18 protein-coding genes are annotated in these 19,209 nt (G+C 31.1%); 8 read left to right on the top strand and 10 right to left on the bottom strand.

The features are described 5' to 3' along the window. Window positions 1-44 precede the first annotated feature (44 nt). Together C4S35_RS08700 and C4S35_RS08695 are read right to left on the bottom strand one after the other, a co-directional pair. Window positions 45-446 (bottom strand): response regulator, encoded by a 402-nt coding sequence (locus C4S35_RS08700; protein WP_103999929.1) that lies wholly within the window; start codon window positions 444-446, stop codon window positions 45-47. Continuing rightward, complete coding sequence (locus C4S35_RS08695; RefSeq protein WP_103999811.1) at window positions 436-2,268, bottom strand: PAS domain-containing sensor histidine kinase; 1,833 nt, start codon at window positions 2,266-2,268, stop codon at window positions 436-438. The genes C4S35_RS08700 and C4S35_RS08695 overlap by 11 nt, the downstream gene beginning before the upstream one ends. A 399-nt stretch (window positions 2,269-2,667) precedes the next feature. Here C4S35_RS08695 and C4S35_RS08690 point away from each other — a divergent pair, with 399 nt between their 5' ends. Further along, window positions 2,668-3,735, top strand: coding sequence for a hypothetical protein (locus C4S35_RS08690; protein ID WP_103999810.1), 1,068 nt, complete (start codon window positions 2,668-2,670; stop codon window positions 3,733-3,735). Window positions 3,736-4,396: 661 nt separating this feature from the next. Here the strand turns inward: C4S35_RS08690 and C4S35_RS08680 are convergent. From C4S35_RS08680 to C4S35_RS08660, 5 genes are all read right to left on the bottom strand, one after another. Then, window positions 4,397-5,455 (bottom strand): nucleoid-associated protein, encoded by a 1,059-nt coding sequence (locus tag C4S35_RS08680; protein ID WP_103999808.1) that lies wholly within the window; start codon window positions 5,453-5,455, stop codon window positions 4,397-4,399. A 209-nt stretch (window positions 5,456-5,664) separates the two neighbouring features. Further along, the gene (locus tag C4S35_RS08675) at window positions 5,665-6,204 is read right to left on the bottom strand and encodes an IS1096 element passenger TnpR family protein (protein ID WP_103999807.1); all 540 of its coding nucleotides are present in this window, start codon (window positions 6,202-6,204) and stop codon (window positions 5,665-5,667) included. A gap of 165 nt (window positions 6,205-6,369) precedes the next feature. Continuing rightward, window positions 6,370-6,981 (bottom strand): HPP family protein, encoded by a 612-nt coding sequence (locus C4S35_RS08670; protein WP_103999806.1) that lies wholly within the window; start codon window positions 6,979-6,981, stop codon window positions 6,370-6,372. A gap of 9 nt (window positions 6,982-6,990) precedes the next feature. Beyond that, window positions 6,991-8,271, bottom strand: a complete 1,281-nt coding sequence (locus tag C4S35_RS08665; RefSeq protein WP_103999805.1) for a chloride channel protein — start codon at window positions 8,269-8,271, stop codon at window positions 6,991-6,993. Between the two features lie 444 nt (window positions 8,272-8,715). Next, the gene (locus C4S35_RS08660) at window positions 8,716-9,273 is read right to left on the bottom strand and encodes a sugar O-acetyltransferase (RefSeq protein WP_103999804.1); all 558 of its coding nucleotides are present in this window, start codon (window positions 9,271-9,273) and stop codon (window positions 8,716-8,718) included. Between the two features lie 136 nt (window positions 9,274-9,409). Between C4S35_RS08660 and C4S35_RS08655 the strand changes: the two genes are divergently transcribed. The 7 genes from C4S35_RS08655 (at window position 9,410) to C4S35_RS08625 (ending at window position 16,827) form a co-directional block, all read left to right on the top strand. Continuing rightward, complete coding sequence (locus C4S35_RS08655) at window positions 9,410-11,617, top strand: TonB-dependent receptor (RefSeq protein ID WP_244175228.1); 2,208 nt, start codon at window positions 9,410-9,412, stop codon at window positions 11,615-11,617. A gap of 205 nt (window positions 11,618-11,822) precedes the next feature. Further along, window positions 11,823-12,443 (top strand): hypothetical protein, encoded by a 621-nt coding sequence (locus tag C4S35_RS08650; protein WP_103999803.1) that lies wholly within the window; start codon window positions 11,823-11,825, stop codon window positions 12,441-12,443. A gap of 30 nt (window positions 12,444-12,473) precedes the next feature. Beyond that, window positions 12,474-13,829, top strand: coding sequence for a histidine kinase (locus C4S35_RS08645; RefSeq protein WP_103999802.1), 1,356 nt, complete (start codon window positions 12,474-12,476; stop codon window positions 13,827-13,829). Window positions 13,830-13,856: 27 nt separating this feature from the next. After that, entirely contained in the window at window positions 13,857-14,153 is a 297-nt protein-coding gene (locus C4S35_RS08640; protein ID WP_103999801.1) for a 2TM domain-containing protein, read from the top strand. Further along, a complete protein-coding gene (locus tag C4S35_RS08635; protein ID WP_244175227.1) occupies window positions 14,131-14,472 on the top strand; it encodes a 2TM domain-containing protein in 342 nt (113 codons plus the stop codon). Before C4S35_RS08640 ends, C4S35_RS08635 begins: the two co-directional genes overlap by 23 nt. Before the next feature lie 60 nt (window positions 14,473-14,532). Continuing rightward, window positions 14,533-16,023, top strand: a complete 1,491-nt coding sequence (locus C4S35_RS08630; RefSeq protein WP_103999800.1) for an ArnT family glycosyltransferase — start codon at window positions 14,533-14,535, stop codon at window positions 16,021-16,023. 48 nt (window positions 16,024-16,071) lie between these two features. Further along, window positions 16,072-16,827 carry a LytR/AlgR family response regulator transcription factor gene (locus C4S35_RS08625; RefSeq protein ID WP_103999799.1) on the top strand — a complete coding sequence of 252 codons (756 nt, stop codon included), beginning with the start codon at window positions 16,072-16,074 and terminating at the stop codon, window positions 16,825-16,827. A 104-nt stretch (window positions 16,828-16,931) separates the two neighbouring features. Here the strand turns inward: C4S35_RS08625 and C4S35_RS08620 are convergent, their stop codons facing one another. The 3 genes from C4S35_RS08620 to C4S35_RS08610 form a co-directional block, all read right to left on the bottom strand. After that, window positions 16,932-17,114, bottom strand: a complete 183-nt coding sequence (locus C4S35_RS08620) for a CsbD family protein (protein WP_103999798.1) — start codon at window positions 17,112-17,114, stop codon at window positions 16,932-16,934. Window positions 17,115-17,351: 237 nt separating this feature from the next. After that, window positions 17,352-18,125, bottom strand: a complete 774-nt coding sequence (locus C4S35_RS08615) for a CDP-alcohol phosphatidyltransferase family protein (protein WP_103999797.1) — start codon at window positions 18,123-18,125, stop codon at window positions 17,352-17,354. A gap of 56 nt (window positions 18,126-18,181) precedes the next feature. Continuing rightward, on the bottom strand, window positions 18,182-19,204 hold the full coding sequence (locus tag C4S35_RS08610) for a COX15/CtaA family protein (protein ID WP_103999796.1): 1,023 nt from the start codon (window positions 19,202-19,204) through the stop codon (window positions 18,182-18,184). Window positions 19,205-19,209: the final 5 nt, after the last annotated feature.

The raw sequence follows: 19,209 nt of genomic DNA, 5'->3' as shown, positions 1-19,209 counted from the left end.
ATATAGGACGATTAAGGAAGCCATTTGTTACTTCTTTATGGGAATTAGTTTAAATCACTGATTAATTTGCATAAATCATCTAATTTTTGGGTAGTTATAGGTTTCATTATATATTCTTTAACCACTTTATAAGTCGTGGCCATTTCAATATCTGCGGGGTCAATTGAAGAGGTCATAATAAAAATATGAATTTCTTTTGTTATTGGTAAAGAAATAAATTCGTCTAAAAACTGCCATCCATCCATGACTGGCATATTGAGATCCAGTAAAATTGCGTCCGGCAGAATCCCATTATCTCCCGCATTTTCTTTTAATTTACTAATGGCATCTTTTGCGTTGTAAAACGATTCTATTTCTTCACAAAAATCATTTTTAGAAATGAGAATACTCATTAGTTTTACGGTTAATTTGTCATCGTCAATGATATATGTTAATTTATTTTTCATATAAATAAATTTTAAAATTACTGCCTTCACCTTCTTTACTTTCCACTTCAATTTTTCCATTCATGGCTTCCAATTGATTTTTGGTTATAAACAACCCAATTCCTTTAGCATCTTCGTTATCATGAAACGTTTTATACATTCCAAAAATTTTATGACCGTTTTTTTCTAGATTTAATCCTAAACCATTGTCTTTAAAGTTTATAACAAGGTAATCTTTAATAATTTCATAACCTATTTCTAGGGTTGAATTGCGTTCTAGAGATTTGTATTTTATTGCATTTGTAAATAAATTTAGTAATATGCTGTCCAGGTAAGCGGGAATAGCAGTAACAGTCAAATCTATTGGTATGGTGTCCGTTATTGTTATTTCACTTTCTTTTATAACTAAACTCAAAGCCATTTTAGTTTTCTCGATTTCGTTTTTTAAAAAAATTTTCGTTTTTTCAATATTTGTCTTTTGCTGAACGCAAATAATCTCATTCAGATACTCTATTGATTCAGATAATTTTTCGGTTCCTTCCTTAAACAAATCAAAATAAGAAAGTTTATCATCAACGCAATCTGTATTTTCTATAACATCTACAATCATGGAGAGGTTACTGGTATGCGAACGAATGTTATGAGAGACGATGTGAGTAAAATTAAATAATTTACTATTTTGACTACTGGTAACTTCTAAAAGTCTTTTTAATTCTAATTCTTTTTCAATTCTGGAGGTTACATTTCGTCCTACACCAATGAAATTGATAAAGTTATTTTGGCTATCAAAGACCGTAGTAATATTAAGTTCAAACCAATATTTTTCTTTATTCTTAGTGTAATTTAGTATCGTGATTTTAATACTTTCTTTATTCTTGATAGCTTTTTTCATCAACAATATTGTCTGCACATCAGTTTCAGGACCTTTGGACAAATTGCCCGGTTTTTGACCTATTATTTCTTCCATATTAAAACCGGTAAGGTTTAAATAGGCTTGATTTGCCCAGACTGCAGTTCCTTCTTTATTAACAATCACAATGGTATCTGTCGTTTCAGATGCAGCAAGTGAAAGCAAATTCAATTTATTTTCAACATTTTTTCTTTCACTAATATCTCTAATAAAACAAACCAAATAAGTGATATTGTCAACTTTAAATTTTTTGCCGGAGGCGATCTCTACTGGAATGGATTTTCCGAATTTAGTTTTTATATACGTTTCAACTACAGTATATGGATTTTTTTGTAAATTATATTTTAGAAATAAACCGGCTTTTTTTCTAAATTCTTTTGGAAATAATTTAGAATTATGTAAGCCAACTACTTCAAACCTATCGTATCCGGTGAGTTCCGCTGATCTGGAATTGCAATCGCTAATAAGCCCATTTGAAGTGTCAATAATAAAAATGGCATCGTTAGCACTGGAAAAAATTGAAGAAAATTTTTCAACACTTAACTGTAATTCATTTATTAAATTTTGCTCATTTGTAATGTCTTGAAATGTACCCAACAGATTCATTGGTTTTCCGTCAATAATTTCTACCTGACAGATACATTCGATATACTTAATGTTATTTTTGGCGGTAGTAATTTGAAATTTTTCATCAAATGAAATTCCTTCATTGACTGCTCTTTCAATTAAGATTTTTATTCGATTTCTATTCTCACCCTCTGTGTAAAAATTAATTCCGTTTCCATTTACAGGTTTAAAATCTTCAGGGACTTCAAGAATACACTTTATAACAGCGTCCCAAGATTCATCATGGGTTGCCACATTCATTTTCCAAATTCCAATTTTAGCTGATTGCGCAGCCTTGAAATAAAGTTCAAGCTTTTCTTCCATCATCAGAGTTTAAATGTTTTAATAATCATGGGGACAATCAAATATAAAGTTTATATCTTAGTATTGTCCTTTTTTAATTAAAAAACAGCCGAACCATAATTATATTTTATTAAATTAAATTCAACTGGCTTTTTTTTAGTAATTGATGCTTTTATAGTAAGAATATAAAAATAAAAAAATTACTTTTTGTCTAATTATGAGGCAGTTGCTATTTTTATGGAATTTTCATTCTTATTCAGTGCTTTTCGATTAAAATATATTGGACTTATAAAATGAAATAGATAACAATAACTAGAAAATTTTTATGTTTTTAATAGGTCAGTAGTTTATAATTATATATTTAAAAAGGAATAACCTTCAACGGAATAATTTATTGTAATTTTGTATTAAATTACATTTCAGATGAGCAGTGAACCACTAATGCTTCTAAAAAAACCTACTTATCCAATTAATAATTCTCTTTTGGATTACTTGGAACGATTTGATCGAATTTCTAAAGTGCCCATTTTTTATGATGATTTATTACGTTTTTCGGGTTCCGTAAATGTCTATGATAAATACGATAAGGATACTTTGTGGACTAGGGTTTACTATAATGAATTTGAAAGAAATGAAATTGATTTGACTTTAATGAAAATATATTCTCTTTTGCATTCGGATGGGAATTTGGGAATTATTAAGTTTTTGAATGTAGATTCAATTGATTATTGCACTTTTGGAAATTCGAATCCTTTTCGGATCAAAGTCAGAAATATCCTGAATGATAATTATACGCATTTTTACATAAAGAAAGCTGATGCTTCACGAGTTTACGGACTGGAGTTGGAACACATTTTATCTCCTGATAAAATAAATTTCTTGGTTTATAAAGACACTTTAATTGAAGAACATATAATGGGAATTGCCGGAGATGTATTTATAAAAACGCTTCTGTCTAACTGTACTGAAACTGAAAAATCTCAAATTGCAAAAGAATTTGTCAAGTTTAATGAACGTTGCATGATTCGATTGCTAGGTGACATGCGATCTTACAACTATGTAATTGTTCCCATTCACGATTTTGACCAGGTCGTTTATAGAATTCGTGCAATTGACTTTGATCAGCAATGTTTTGAAGGAAATTTTAAAGTTTACCGTCCTCAGTTTTTTAAAGAAAATTATCCGATGGTAAAATTGGTAAAAGAAAAACTTCAGAATAGTTCGATTGAACAATATAAAGATGAAGAAAGAGCAGTTTTAGCTAAAAGAATTCACTCTGCCGAAAATAGGATTAAAAGATTATTACAAATCATGGGTGATGACATCATTTCTACAGACGAACATTTGCAACAATTAAAATTAGAATTGTACCGATATACTAATGATTTAAATTTTAAAAAAGCAAAATCGATGGGAAATATCATGAGTGCCGCTTTTGAATTTATAACAAGAAACTTTAAAAATACTAATTTATTTAATACCGGATTTTAATAAAATAGCTCAAAATAATGTTGAAATTAATTTGTGTTTTTCACCTTTTTTTGATTCATCTTTTGTTTCAACACAATTATAGTTTGGATTAATAGTAGGATTACCATTATGTATTGGTATTAAGTAGGTTAGGAATAAGGTAAATCTAATTTTAAACTCTTCTTTATAAAATAAAATCAGACTAGATGAAGCTTTTTATTATGAAAACCTCTCAGGGTTTCATTAATTTCTTTTAGTTCTGGGGTTAGAAATGTTTTATGTCCATTATCATCGTTTGTTAATTCGATTTGACAAACTGTACATTTGAATTCTTTGAAGTGATTGGTGATATTTCTTGTTACAATAAATTTATGGCCCACCAAAGAGCACAAGACTTTTTTGGTAATAAATTTTTCTTTAAAATCAATCATTTTCATAATTAGTGTATTTAGATTTGGGTATATAAATCTAATTAATAACGGTTTAAGTATCAAATAAAATCGACTAAATACATGTTTTAAATAATAATATATTAAAATAACTACAAAATGATATTGAATTATTATCCTTAATTTTAAATTCTATGCTTTGTTTTTAATAAAAAATCCCCAACTACTTATGTAATTGAGGATTGAATATTTATAAAATAGGAGAACTGTAAACTGTGACTGACTGCTTCAAACTAGCTCTTCTCTTCTTTATTAAAATAAACTAAGTAATAATACATTTGTTTTTCTTCATCCCAACCTTTTTCCACATATTTCTCAGCACTTTCAGGATTAATGAAATCCATTTTTATTTGGATATGCGTATCTAAATTGATCACGTTTTTTATCGATTTTCTGGCATCAGAAACCGCTGCATTGGCAATAGGAAATGAAGTAACATCTTCTATACTATATTTTTCTCCTTTGTCTATTTTGTAATTTTTAAACTCAGGAATTAAATCGGGATTGTCTAATACTTCGTTCAGGAAATTAGTTTCTTCAAACTGATCATTTTTTGCAAAATAATTCACGGAGCGGTTCATGAACATCACCTCTTCTTTCTTGTCTTCGGCAGGGAAAACAACATCTTTGGCAAAATTCTGGCAAAATTTCAAATATTTCTTTGTAATGAAATTTTCATCCTCAAATGCATCTACTGATAGAAAATGTTCCAACCAATATCTGGCATCATAACGATTACTGTCAACAGTCAGGATTTTGTATCCCTCTTCTTTTTTGTAATTAAAGATGATGCAACCTTTATCTAATTTATTTAAACTTACACCATGTTGTAAAATCATTTCCAGGTGCGTCGATTTTTCTTCAAATTGTAAAAAGTCAGCTTGTATTTCGCTTTTGAAAATTCCAATGGCATCAACTACATTATTGTCGATACTTACGTTTGTTAAGTACGTAACATATACCTCACCATTCTTGATATGAGGATGATTAGACTGCTCAAATAAATGGCTTGTTATTTTTTTTGAAATTTCGTGAATGCTAGTTGGATTCTCAAAAATTTCTTTTGCAAATTTGAACATGTCGTTGTAATCCAAATCAATTTCATGTGCAAATTGAAAATAGTTTTCTTCTTTTTCTCTAAAAGGTTTAAAGAAGAATTCTTTCATCAAGGGAACAATCTCGTCATTTAAATTAAAAGGTTGCTCCGATAAAAATAGGGCTTCGTTTCTACTTTTATTACCAACCCTATGAATTGACAAGTTTTCGATGTGCGTGTTATACAAATTGATCATATTTTGATAAGGTTTCCTCCCCCCAGCCCCCTCTAAAAGAGGGGGAGACGAGACGTGATTTTGTATTTATTAAATTTTTTTATAATTGTCTGGAATCATACCTAACAAAGAAATGTATATGAAAAAAATTTCTTTTGGGTATCAATACGAACAATCATTTTATTTTATGTGGTTTATCTTCCTGTCCTTTTTAAAGGTTGCGGAGAGGATTAATTCCAATTCTCCTCAAACCCGTAGTCTTCAAAACTATCGTCTCCTTCGAACATATCTAAATCATCTTCGTCTAAGCCATCTTCAAATTCATCATTATAGTCATCGGCATTATCAGCTTCAAAATTTTTCTCCATTGCCTCATCCGGCATTTCTCCATGAGAAAATATAGTTTCAGGATATAAATTACCAATAGCTTGTTCTTCAATAGCAGCTAATTCCACTAGGAATGTCCACATATTGATGAAATCATAAACATAAATAATTTTTGTATTTTCTTTATCTAGTATGTCCGATAATTGGTAATCACTCATGATTTTTTGCTCGCCTGGAACATCTCCGGTATCAAAAAGAGAAATTTCGTCTTCCTGATTCCATGTCTCATCACAAGTATAGAACGAAGCCACTTCCATCCCGTCAAAACCAAAGGAATTAAAAATAGCATTGTGTAAATCCTCTAAAGTATCGTCTTCAAGTATTGCAATGTCTCTAAAAACATCTTCTTCCGCGTCTAGAATTACTCTAAATTTATAAATCATAATCTTTGTTTTTATTGAAAGCTCAAAGGTAAAATATAATTTTAGATTTAGATTTCAGATTTTCGATTTGTTGATAATATTTTTGCGTATGCATTTATAAAAATAAGAATCAACTGGGTACTGAATTAAGTAATTAAAAAATTAATTATTTAGGCATAGCGGCTATTAAGCGTTTTTAGGATTGTTTTTAAATGTAGAAACAATCCTTTTCCTAAATTGGTGGTATTTTTTATGATTTGGGTAATACCTGTTGGAAGTCATATTATTAAATATTAATGCCACAATAAGTAGAATAAGAACGCCACTAAGTACTGGATAAAGTACGTACCAATAGCCAAGCATCTTAATTTTTGGCGAGCCTATTACAGCGATCAATGCTGTTGCTCCGCCAGGAGGATGTAAAGTTTTAGTCACTTGCATTAAAACAATTGATATTGATACTGCAAGAGGTGCAGTTAGCCATAAAATATCAGGAATAAATTTAGAAATAGTTACTCCAACAATTGCTGAAACAAGATGTCCTCCAACTAAATTTCGGGGTTGTGCCAATGGACTTTGAATTACACCATAAACCAAAACACTTGATGCTCCAAATGAACCAATCAGGTAAACAACATCAGAGTGAAGAAGGGTTTTCGATTGCATATAGGCTATTATTCCAATACCTATAAACGAACCCAAAAAAGCCCAAAAATGTTCTTTATAATCAACCAAAGTTTCTTTATAAAGAATGTATTTAGTTTTGCGATAATTTCTTTTTATTTTTTGAACCGACATAAAAATCTATTATTTGGATAAACTGTTAGAATAGGTGTATACCGTAAAAGGGTATGTCATTTTAGCGGTATATTTTGAAATAAGACAAACAACTAAAATGGGCAGAAATAAAGTATAATTATTTGTTAATCCGCAAACTAAAAAAATTGCCGTAAATGGTGCATGAATACTAGCACTTAAAACGGCAGCCATACCAATAATTACAAAATTTATCGGAATTACATTGGCATTAAACAGAGTATTCAAAGTAGATGCAACAAGTAATCCTAAAAATGCACCTATAAAAAGACTCGGTGCAAAGACACCTCCGTCGCCTCCCGAAGCCAAAGTTGCTGAAGTTACAATAGGTTTTAAAATTATAATTCCAATATAGGTAAGCGCTAATGAAAATGTCATGGGTGTATCACCTGAATTATTAAAAATAGTTTTGATGGCATGATAACCTTCACCATAAAGTTGAGGGAATACTAACAACGAAATACTTAAGATTACAGAACCTAAAATAATTTTGTAATAATGAACGCTTATTTTTGAAAATTGAGATTTAAAAAATAATACGCATCGCGTTAGATAAACAGAATTTAATCCGGATAAAATTCCTAAAAGTATAAAATAAGGTATGGCTTTTAAATGCCAAGTTGTTACCGCTACCGTAAATAAAGGTTTTTCATCCAATAAAAAAACCAATCCAAAAGCAGTCGCAACAGCAATTAATGTACTGATTAAAAATGCTCGTGTTACTTTTCTCGAAATGACTTCAAGTGCAAAAAGAATTCCAGCGACCGGACTGCTGAATAAAGCGGTAATTCCTGCCGCAACTCCAGCACATATTAGCTCGGTTTTGTATTGTCTAAATACATTTTGTTTTCTTTGAGCAACGGAGCCAATTGTTGCCGAAGCAACAACAGTAGAAACTTCAATTCCCGTAGATCCTCCAAAAACTACCGTTAGCAATCCGTTGATGAAGTGGGATGGAATTTTATAATTGGGTAAGTTCTTTGATTTGGAATTGGTACTTTCAAAAATTTCTTTAATCCCTTTGTTCTCTTTTTTTCTAAAAAGGTATTCTCTAAGAAAATAGATAATAGATAGTCCGAAAATTGGAAATAAAACAAAGAATATTGGATTTGTGGACGCTTTATGAAAAAATATTTCTTCGTAATATTCAGTTATTTTTTTTAATGAAATTCCTAAAAAAGCCGAAAGAAAACCAATTAAAACAGAAACAATAACTAATTTTTGAAATTTGATTAATTGGTAATTTTTTTTAATTCGAGTGGTGTTGTTCATCTAAAAAGTATTTGTAATCATTGATTTTCAAATAAAATTTAAATGGATTTATTTAAAAAAAAAGTTTATTTATAAGGGATTTGCAAATTTAAAGAAACAATTTTATAATTAAAATAAAAAGTGCCTTTAATCATTACTTTTTGTGATTTCTTTATGAATTGTACTTTTTTAGTACAGTAGAATTCGCTTGGGATTTTACCAAAGCCGCTCTAAAGAGATTCCTTACGCGGCGTGAAACGCTTTGTCTTTTTCTAAAACATCTTTGATGATTTCCAAAGGTACATTTTTGAATTTTGCTAGAAGATGTGCCATAAATAGTGTTAGCCACAAAAAGTAAGGCGAAAATTGCAACTGTTTTTAAATTTCTCCTACTTAGAATTTAAGTGTTCTCTCAAAAATATTAAAATTATTTTTAGTTATTCAAAATGCTTTTGGATTGTTTAATCAAATATTTAATTTCCGAATCACTTTTGCCGGATTTCCTACCGCGAGTGAATTGTCAGGAATATCTTTTGTAATAACAGAACCAGCACCAATCACACAACCGTTTCCTATTGTAATTCCTGGGCAAATTACTGAATTTCCGCCAATCCAACAATCGTCTCCAATCTTTATAGGTAGTGCATTTTCGAGCGTTTTTCTTAGTTCAGCATCAAGTGGATGCGTTGCGGTGTATAACTGAACTCCTGGTGCAAAAAAAACATTGGAGCCAATAGTTACTTTGGCACAATCTAAAACAACACAATTCACATTGAAATACACATTTTCTCCACAATAAATATTATATCCATAATCACAAAAAAAAGGCGGTTCAATATAAAGATTTGCTCCTGCATTAGGGATGAGTTCTTTTATTATTTCTCGAGCTTTCTTCGTGATTCTATACTCGGTAACATTTAATCGATGAAGAAGATTTTTTGATTTTCGTCTGTCTTTTACTAAAATAGGATCTCCAGCCAAATAATATTCTCCATCTATCATTTTTTCTTTTTCTGTCTTCATAAAATGGAATCTTGTTAGCGTAAATATAAAAGAAATTGTGGGATTACAACTCATCCTACAATTTCAACAGTTCAGTTAATAATTGTTTTATAAGTTTAATCCGTGAAATATATTTGCTTCATCAAAATCAAATATTATGAAATCAATGGTTCACGAATACAAAAAAAATAATAGAAATAGCGTGAGTAAAATTATTTTTACTCTTGCCATTTTTTTATTTTCAATTGCTCTTTTTTCGCAAACTACAGTTTCCGGGAAAGTAGTAGATGAAAAAGGGAACCCTATATCTGGCGCCAATATTTTTATCGAAGGTACTTATGATGGTACTTCAAGTAATGAAACGGGTGATTTTACTTTTATAACTACTACGACTGGTAATCAAACTTTGGTGGTGAGTTTCTTAGTTTATGAAACTTTAAAAACGGTAATTGATGTTTCAAATTTTAAAAATAAAACCATAAAATTAAGAGATAATGTCAATGCTTTAGATGCTGTAATTATTACCGCAGGAAATTTAGAAGCAGGGGATAAAGCCAGAGTTTCTGTATTGAAACCGCTAGATATCGTTACTACGGCGGGTTCGGCAGGAAATATTATTGCGGCATTACAAACATTGCCTGGAACACAAAATGTGGGTGAAGACGGCCGTTTATTCGTGCGTGGGGGCGAAGCCAATGAAACCCAAACTTTTGTAGATGGTATTCGTGTAGCACAACCTTATGGAGCTTCTGCTCAAAATTTGCCAACAAGAGGTCGGTTTTCGCCGTTCCTTTTTAGTGGGATATCATTCTCTACAGGTGGTTATTCTGCTGAATATGGGGAGGCTTTATCCAGTGTTTTATTATTGAATACGCAAGACGAACCCGACCAAAACAAAACTGAAATCTCCTTAATGACTGTTGGTTTGGGTTTAGGAAATACTCAGAAATGGAAAAAAAGCTCCTTGAGTGTAAATACGGCTTACATCAATTTAGCGCCTTATCAAGCTATAATTAAGCAGGATGTAGATTGGAATAGTCCCTATCAATCTTTATCTGGGGAAACCGTATATCGATATAATTTCAATAACGGAATATTAAAATTATACGCTGCTTTTGATTCTTCAAAATTTGATATAAATCAGGAAAATATTAATTCACCTCAAAAGATAAGAGTCGATCTCAATAACAATAACTTCTATTTTAATTCTTCGTACAAAGGAGGTTTCGGTACTAATTGGCAAATAACTTCAGGATTAAGTTATAGTTATGCCAAAAATAAAATTGGGATTGATCTAAATAGCATTGACAATGAGGAGAACGCGGCACATTTAAAATTAAAATTAAAGAAGAGTTTTTCAGATAGAGTGAAATTATCCTTTGGAGCTGATTATTTTGTTACCAAATTCAATGAGGATTTCAAAGAAAATTTAGGTGCAACAAACACAAACAGTTATAATTCAAATATTGGAGCGGTTTACACAGAGGCTGATATTTTCTTCTCTAAAAAATTTGCTGCAAAAGCTGGATTGAGAGCATCTTATAATGATTTAATAAATGAAACTGCTATTTCTCCCAGAATTTCATTTGCTTACAAAATGGCTAAAAACAGTCAGCTTTCAATGGCTTACGGTGATTTTTCGCAAACGCCAAATGTTAATTACATCAAATATTCTAAGTTTCATCAATTTGAAAGTGAGAAAGCATCACATTATATTTTGAATTATCAATATAATAAAAACGGAAAAACGTTCAGAGCAGAAGCCTATTACAAAGACTACAGTAATTTAGTAAAATACGACACATCAATCATACAATATAATTCCGTATTTACTAATAATGGTTCTGGTTATGCGAAAGGTTTGGATTTGTTTTGGAGAGATGGGAAATCATTTAAAAACTTAGAATATTGGGTTTCGTATTCCTATATCGATACAGAGAGAGATTATAAAAACTTTATTACTCAGGTTACTCCTAATTTTGTAGCAGATCATAGTTTGTCGATTGTTGCTAAATATTGGATTAACGATTGGAAATCACAAATTGGTTTTACTAATTTATACAGCTCAGGAAGACCTTACAACAATCCAAATGAAACGAAATTCATGAACGGAAAAACAAAATCCTATAACAGTTTAAGTTTTAACTGGGTTTATTTGCTGACAACTCAAAAGATTTTGTATTTCTCCGTTTCTAATATTTTAGGAAGCCAAAATGTCTATGGTTACGATTACGCAAAAAATCCAAATTCAGCCGGCGTTTATAACAGGGCAGCAATTACACCTACAGCTGATCGATTTTTCTTTGTAGGGTTCTTTTGGACAATTAGTAATGATAAAAAAGAGAATCAGTTGAAAAATCTTTAAAAATGGTTATTAGCTCGTAAAGTCAAAGGTCTAAAGCCCTTGATAACGTGAATTTCTTCAACTTTACGACTTTCAACTTTATGATTTTCGACTTAAAAAACAACTCATCTATCAAAATCAACAGTTCAGTAAGTATAAATTTTAAAAAAGGCGTAACCAATGTAAATTTGGTAAACAATTAATCAACAACTAAAAATTAAATATCATGACAAAACTTATCACAGCAATCGCATTATTTGTATGTAGTTTATTATCAGCTCAAGCGCAATTTGAGCAAGGAATGGGAAAAGCATTCGGGCTTTGGAAAGAAGGAAAAAACAGTGAAGCGTCGGATTTATTCGAAAGAATTGCAGGCGCAGAAAAAGCAAGTTGGTTGCCTAATTATTATGTGGCGCTGGTAAATACAACAACAGCTTTTGGAACACAAGATAAAGACAAAATGAATTTGTTGCTTACAAAAGCTCAAAATGCATTGGACATTGAAATGATAAAAGATCAAAACAACGCTGAGTTATATGTAATGCAAGCCATGATTAATACTGCTTGGATTGTTTTTGATCCTATGACAAACGGAATGAAATTGTCTGGGAAAACAATGGAAATGTATGCTAAAGCGGAAGCGATTGCACCAGAAAATCCAAGAGTAGTTTTTGGTAAAGCCGAATTTCAAATTGGAGGCGCAAAATGGACAGGAATTGACACAAAACCTTTATGTTTAGAAATTGAAAAAGCAATCGGACTTTTCGCTACTTTTAAACCGGAAACGCCTTTCTCTCCAAAATGGGGGTTAGACAGAGCGCTAGAAGCACAGAAAAACTGTAAGTAAAATCTGCAAGATAAAAAAATTGAAGCTAAAATGGAAAATCAAAGGATACATACATTCACAGAATTTAAAAAAGGAACAATTGTTTGTCTTAAAATTGCTCTGATTTTTACATTTGTTTTTTCTTTAGCGCAAGGCAGTTTTGATTTAGAAAATGTTCTGACCACTTTTTGGGTAAGTTCATTGTATTCGTTTGGAATTGGTTTTGGTAATGGAACAATCAATTCGCTCTTGGATAAGAAATGGGATTGGTTGGAACAAACTAATCTGAGAGTGTATGCTGGAATTATTGCCACTATATTGTACACGGTTCCAGTTGTTTTAGGAATTAATTATATAACTTTTGTGGTTTTTCAAAAAATGAACCCTAGTGAGTTTTTTAATGACAGAATGATCTGGGTTCATTTATTTTATATCATACTTTCATTAGGTGTTTCTACTTTCATGCATGCACGAAGTTTCATGGCTAATTGGAAACAAGCATCGAGAAAAGAAGTAACACAACAAAAAATAATTGCTGGAACGGCTTCGGCAAAGTTTGAAAGTCTAAAAAATCAAATCGACCCGCATTTCCTTTTCAATAGCTTGAATGTTTTAAGTTCTTTAATTGAAGAAAACCCAGATAATGCACAACGATTCACGACTTCATTATCAAAAATTTATCGGTATGTATTGGAGCAAAAAGATAAAGAGTTAGTTTCAGTTGAAGAAGAATTGGCTTTCGCCAAAACCTATATGAACCTGCTTAAAATGCGTTTCGAAAACAGTTTGTTTTATGAACTGCCTACTTCTAATTTAAATCCTGAAGCCAAAGTAGTTCCGCTTTCCTTACAGCTTTTATTAGAAAATACCGTAAAACATAATGTGGTAAGCGAACAAAGACCTTTACATATTCGCATTACAATTGAAGGGGATTATCTCGCGGTTCAAAATGACTTTCAAAAGAAAGAAGTTTTGCAGGATCGTCAAGGTGTAGGATTGCAAAATATTATCAATCGCTACGGAATTATAACCAAGAGAAAAGTATTGATTGAACAAAATGAAAAAACCTTCACTGTCAAAATACCAATTTTAACCAAACAAATTTCGATTATGGAAACTAATTCTTATTACAACGAAAATAACGCTTACCATAGAGCAAAAGATCACGTCAAAAAGCTCAAGGCATTCTATGGAAATTTAATTTCATATTGCTGTGTAATTCCTTTTTTAATCTTTATTAATTTGAGGTACGGTTCTAATTTCCAATGGTTTTGGTTTCCATTATTAGGTTGGGGAATGGGACTTACATTTCATGGGCTAGAAATTTTTGGATATGGGAAATCATGGGAGGAACGCAAAATTAATGAGATTTTAAACAAAGGCAGGTCTAATAATAAATGGAATTAAAATTTTAATTTTTTTCAAAATATACTTATGGAAACAAATAAGAATGACTCAGAAAAATATCTTCAGGCTAAAAAGCAAGTAGAAAAAATAAAGGGGTTTTATAGAAATCTAACGGCTTATTTTATTGTAATTGTTTCTTTAGCAATTATAAATTTGAGCACATCTCCAGAATATTTATGGTTTTTTTGGCCATTATTTTGGTGGGGAATTGGTTTAGCTTTCCACGCAATGAAGGTCTTTAATTACATGCCTTTTTTAGGAGCGAATTGGGAAGAAAAAAAGATTAATGAATTGATGGAAAATGAAAAAAATAAAAACTACTGAGATTATGGAAACAAATTCAACAGAAGAATTGGAGTATCAGGAAGCTTTGATACGTGTAAAAAAAATAAAAGGTTTTTATACTCATTTAACAGTCTATTTGGTAGTCAATATTATGATTTTGATAAATAATTATCAGGATTTAGAAGCTGGAGAAAGTTTTTTTCAGTGGAGGAGTTTTACCACCGCATTCTTTTGGGGAATCGGATTGTTGTCCCATGCACTTTCAACTTTTATGCCAAATTGGATTTTTGGAAAGAGCTGGGAAGATCGCAAGATTAAAAAGTTTTTGGAGAAGGAGAAAAGCGAGAAATGGGAGTAAAAACTGCGTCTCAGTTTGCTCTCATATTGCTTTAAAATTTTAAACTTTAAACACTCAACCGTGAAAAAATATTTACCAACTATACTCATTTTAGCCTTTATTAAACTTTGTATTCATTTTGTCGGAAATCGGAATTATGGATTTCATCGCGATGAATTATTGCATTTATCTGTTAGTGAGCATTTAGATTGGGGGTATTTTGAATTTCCGCCTTTTATAGCTTTTGCTGGTAAAATTGCCCATTTTGTTTTTGGATATTCGATATCAGGTGTTCGGTTTTTCTCTACTTTAGCCGGAGTTGCAATTCTTGTGCTTTGTTGTTTGATTGCCAAAGAATTGGGCGGGAAAATAAAAGCAATTCTATTGGCTGGAGTTTCAGTATTGTCATTTGTCCCTTTTTATCGCAATCATATGTTGTTCCAGCCTGTAGCTTTCGATCAGTTTTTTTGGACACTTGGGTTTTATTTTTTGATTAAATATTTTAACACTAAAAATGTAAAATTTCTTGTTTTACTTGGAGTTTCTGCAGGTTTTGGTTTAATGAATAAGTACACTATAGTAGTTTGGGGATTAGGAGTTGTTGTGGGTTTATTGTTTTATGAAAATGGGAAACTATTTAAGAATAAGTGGCTTTATATTGCAGGATTAATCATGTTTTTAATTGTTTTACCAAATTTGATTTGGCAAATTAACCATCATTTTCCAGTGTTACTACATTTGCAAAAGTTAAAAGAAAGTCAGTTGGATGAGAATGGTCCTTTTGATTTTGCAATAGAGCAGTTGAAACATCCTTTCACATTATCAATTAGTTTAATCGGGCTTTTTGCCTACTTTTTTGATAAGGATTTGAAAAAGTATAAAACGTTCGGAATAGCCGCTTTGGTGATATTTGCCAGCATGTGGGTTATGCAGTCTAAGGCGTATTATTTCTTTGCGATTTACCCAATATTATTTGCCGCTGGAGCTCTGAAAATTGAAAAATTATTGAAAAATAAACCAAGATGGAATTATGCAGTAGCCTGTGTTGTATTTCTTCCAATAATTCCTTTTTTGCCTCATGCAATTGCTGTTTTGCCAATTGAGACCTATAGTAGTTATGCTGATTTAGAATTGCAAAAAAATGGGCGCATTCAACTCACAGATGATTATGCTGATATGTTTGGTTGGGAAGAACAAGTGAAATTAGTTGATAGTTTATATCAGTCATTGCCAGTAAAAGACAAAGAAAACTGCATTATTTGGGCTAAAAATTATGGTGAAGCTGGAGCAATAGAAATCATAGGAAAAAAGTATTTATTGCCAAATCCAATTTGTAGTAATGGAAGTTTTTGGCTTTGGGGAACTGGAACTACAAGGGGAGAAGTTTGTATAAGTATTGGTAATGAAAAAGTAATTGTCGAAAGCGCTTATAGTAATTGTAAATTGGTGAAAATCATAAAACACAAATATGCAATCGAAGAAGAAAATAATATTCCAGTATATCTTTGCCGTAAGCCAAAAATAAATATGCAAAAAAAGTGGAAATCATTGGAGGAGCATGTATTTGATTAGTACAAGCAAAATAAAACGATTCCCTTTGTGAAACCTTAATTATAAATGATGACGACAATAATAATAGAAGACGAAAAACCAGCTGCGAGATTGCTTCAGAGAAAACTTGAAAAGCTAACTATTGAAGTAGGAGTGATGCTTCATTCCGTGGAAGAATCTATCGAGTGGTTTTCTAAAAATGAGCACCCGGATTTGATCTTTCTTGACATTCAATTATCTGATGGACTGTCGTTTGAAATCTTTGAAAAAGTAGCCATCAAAAGTGCCATAATTTTCACAACGGCTTATGATGAGTATGCGTTACGCGCATTCAAATTAAACAGCATAGATTATCTTTTGAAACCCATTGATGAGGATGATTTGGAAGTGGCAGTTTTTAAGTTTAAAGCGCGATTACCAAAACAAGAAACGGTACAATTGGATTTTGAGCAGATCAAAAGAATGCTAACAAATCCTTTTGAAAAAAATTACAAAAAACGCTTTACGATAAAAATAGGGCAACATTTGAAAGTTATCTCTGTCGATGAAATTGAATGTTTTTTTAGTGAAAATAAAGGAACGTACATTCACACTTTCGATAACAGAAATTATTTAATCGAAAGTACTTTGGAAGTTTTGGAACAAGAATTAGATCCAAAAGATTTTTTCCGAGTGAGTAGAAAATTTATAATTCCGCTTAAAGCAATCAAAGAAATTATCCTCTATAGTAACTCTCGTCTGAAGTTAATTTTACCTTCTTTTAAAGCGGATGAGGTAATCGTAAGTAGAGAGAAAGTATCCGATTTTAAAACTTGGATTGACTGATTAAATCACAATAAAAAACTGTTTCAAAAGCACAAATAAAATCTATTAATGGAAAATATTTAACGTAGCTTTGAAACAGTTTTGGAATTTTTTAAATCCTGAAATTACTCAAACAAAGATTTAATTTCTTTCTCTGTCTTCCCTAATTTTTGTTGTAATCTTCCCCAAGTTTCATCTTCTTTTCCCTCTTCAAATAACACATCGTCATCTGTTAATTCTGCAAACTTTTGTTTAAGTTTACCTTTCAGTTCATTGTAATTTCCTTTAATCTCTGTTGAATTTGGCATAGTATATAGTTTTAAATTAAAATTATTCTACCACAAATTTGCGAAAAAACAGAGGTTAAATTGTTATATAATTAATTGGAAAACTTGTTTAATTTTAACGTAACAGCTATAATTGACAGTTATTATTTTTAAAATTAGATTATTATTTTAGCTTAAATTTAAATAAGAAGTAAATTAACTTAATAATCTGATAAATAATAAAATAAATAGCTACTATAGATTATTACTATGGTTACTTTACACCTTAAAAAGGGTCTTTCTGATAGCAATCAGGACGAAAATAAACAAAGTGTAAATGATAAAAAAGGGAACGATGTATTCGATTAAATTCATTGGTAACATAATGGCAATAATCAGTAATTGAAATCCTAATCCGTAAATTGAAAGGAAGGTCATAAACCAATGTGGAAATGTTTTTACCTTGTATGCCTCTTTGTCAAGTGTGTGAATTATTTTGTCAAAAGCACCGTAAACAACAGTGTAAATCCAGAACAAGATATCAACTGATTTTTGAGTTTCTCCAGGCAAAGCTTTGGGTGATTTGTTTTCGAAAATTTTACTAGTGGTGTCTCCTCCAACAGATTTATTTCTCAAAATAACATAGTAATAATTGTATAAAGTTCCTTGTAATTGAATACAAATAAAAGCTAAAAAAGTAAGCCAAATAGTGGTTTTTGAAACATAACAAATGGTCATGAAAATCAAGAAGTTTAAGATGATATCAAACACACTGTCAAGATATCTTCCCGTGTATGAAGGGGTGTTTTTTATCCTTGCCAGTTCTCCGTCGGCAGCATCAATTCCTGATTTCAGAATGATGAAAAAACTGGCTAAAAAGTAATGATTTTGTAAAATACAGTAAATCGCAACAAGACCTGTAAGCCCAAAAAGCAACGTAACATGAATGGGAGTGAATCGGGTATTCTTTAATTGATTGGCTAAAAATTTCCCGAATGATCTTCCGTAATCGGATAAATCTAAAAATTTATCTTGAGCAGCAAGTTTAGACATTTGCGTTTATGAACAAAGAAATGCGACAATATAGTCAGGTATAAATAGTGAAAAAATTATTTTGATAATCGGTGTAAAGTAAAAGTCATCGAAGTCAATAAGAAAAAAGCACTAACCTGATGAGTTAAACCTAGCCATAAAGGTACGCCATATAGTAACGTTAAAACCCCTAATCCGAACTGCACAAAAACTAATAATAAGAGTATTTTAATTCCGTTTGTCTGACCTTTATCTAATGTGAAACTCCTACTTTTGAAGTATAATAAAACAATCATACCAACTACAAAATACGCTAATGTTCGGTGTACAAATTGAACGCCGCTTTTTCCTTCAGTAAAACTTAGAAATAAGTTTTTTTGTTCTAAAAAAACACTGTCATGGATAAATTGTCCATCACTCATTAACGGCCAGTGGTTGTGGATTAAACCTGCATTTAAACCAGCTACAAATCCACCGTAAATAATTTGCAATAATAATAAGGCTAATGCTACACGGGCAATGGTGCGTAACGATTTTTCAATTTCTTTCTTTTCAGGATACAAGAGATCTAGAGCAACCCAAAGGGTATACGCAAATGTGATAAACGCAAAAGTCAAATGCAATGCAAGTCTAAAATGACTTACATCTGGGTCATTTACTAAACCACTTTTTACCATAAACCAACCCAAGAAACCTTGAAAAGCTCCCATGAAAAGTAAAATAACACATTTTTTGATGGTTGCAGTCGAAAGACGTTTCCTGAACAAGAAATAGACAAAAGGAACAATAAATGCCAAACCGATAATTCTTCCTATAAAACGGTGAAACCACTCCCAGAAATAGATAAATTTATAATCGCTTAGCGTAAAATCATTGTGGATATTTATTTTTTGATACTCCGGAAATTTTTTATATTCTTCAAAAGCCTGTGACCATTTTTCCTCTGTCAAAGGTGGAAAAGTATCGGTTACTAAATGCCAGTCTGTCATTGATAAGCCAGAATTGGTTAAGCGGGTAATTCCTCCTACTACAACCATCATAAACAATAATAAGCATCCTGATAATAACCAAATGATAACGTAATTATTCTCTTTTTTCATTATTT

Origin of the sequence: Flavobacterium urumqiense (assembly GCF_900108015.1) — a bacterium.
Taxonomy (GTDB): domain Bacteria; phylum Bacteroidota; class Bacteroidia; order Flavobacteriales; family Flavobacteriaceae; genus Flavobacterium; species Flavobacterium urumqiense.
This window is presented reverse-complemented; position numbering and strand designations above follow the sequence as displayed.

What these genes read in the sequence shown, in the direction of transcription:
- C4S35_RS08700 (WP_103999929.1), bottom strand. Translation starts at nt 446, where the DNA reads ATGAAAAATAAATTAACATATATCATTGACGATGACAAATTAACCGTA.
- C4S35_RS08695 (WP_103999811.1), bottom strand. Translation starts at nt 2,268, where the DNA reads ATGATGGAAGAAAAGCTTGAACTTTATTTCAAGGCTGCGCAATCAGCT.
- C4S35_RS08690 (WP_103999810.1), top strand. Translation starts at nt 2,668, where the DNA reads ATGAGCAGTGAACCACTAATGCTTCTAAAAAAACCTACTTATCCAATT.
- C4S35_RS08680 (WP_103999808.1), bottom strand. Translation starts at nt 5,455, where the DNA reads ATGATCAATTTGTATAACACGCACATCGAAAACTTGTCAATTCATAGG.
- C4S35_RS08675 (WP_103999807.1), bottom strand. Translation starts at nt 6,204, where the DNA reads ATGATTTATAAATTTAGAGTAATTCTAGACGCGGAAGAAGATGTTTTT.
- C4S35_RS08670 (WP_103999806.1), bottom strand. Translation starts at nt 6,981, where the DNA reads ATGTCGGTTCAAAAAATAAAAAGAAATTATCGCAAAACTAAATACATT.
- C4S35_RS08665 (WP_103999805.1), bottom strand. Translation starts at nt 8,271, where the DNA reads ATGAACAACACCACTCGAATTAAAAAAAATTACCAATTAATCAAATTT.
- C4S35_RS08660 (WP_103999804.1), bottom strand. Translation starts at nt 9,273, where the DNA reads ATGAAGACAGAAAAAGAAAAAATGATAGATGGAGAATATTATTTGGCT.
- C4S35_RS08655 (WP_244175228.1), top strand. Translation starts at nt 9,410, where the DNA reads ATGAAATCAATGGTTCACGAATACAAAAAAAATAATAGAAATAGCGTG.
- C4S35_RS08650 (WP_103999803.1), top strand. Translation starts at nt 11,823, where the DNA reads ATGACAAAACTTATCACAGCAATCGCATTATTTGTATGTAGTTTATTA.
- C4S35_RS08645 (WP_103999802.1), top strand. Translation starts at nt 12,474, where the DNA reads ATGGAAAATCAAAGGATACATACATTCACAGAATTTAAAAAAGGAACA.
- C4S35_RS08640 (WP_103999801.1), top strand. Translation starts at nt 13,857, where the DNA reads ATGGAAACAAATAAGAATGACTCAGAAAAATATCTTCAGGCTAAAAAG.
- C4S35_RS08635 (WP_244175227.1), top strand. Translation starts at nt 14,131, where the DNA reads ATGAAAAAAATAAAAACTACTGAGATTATGGAAACAAATTCAACAGAA.
- C4S35_RS08625 (WP_103999799.1), top strand. Translation starts at nt 16,072, where the DNA reads ATGACGACAATAATAATAGAAGACGAAAAACCAGCTGCGAGATTGCTT.
- C4S35_RS08620 (WP_103999798.1), bottom strand. Translation starts at nt 17,114, where the DNA reads ATGCCAAATTCAACAGAGATTAAAGGAAATTACAATGAACTGAAAGGT.
- C4S35_RS08615 (WP_103999797.1), bottom strand. Translation starts at nt 18,125, where the DNA reads ATGTCTAAACTTGCTGCTCAAGATAAATTTTTAGATTTATCCGATTAC.
- C4S35_RS08610 (WP_103999796.1), bottom strand. Translation starts at nt 19,204, where the DNA reads ATGAAAAAAGAGAATAATTACGTTATCATTTGGTTATTATCAGGATGC.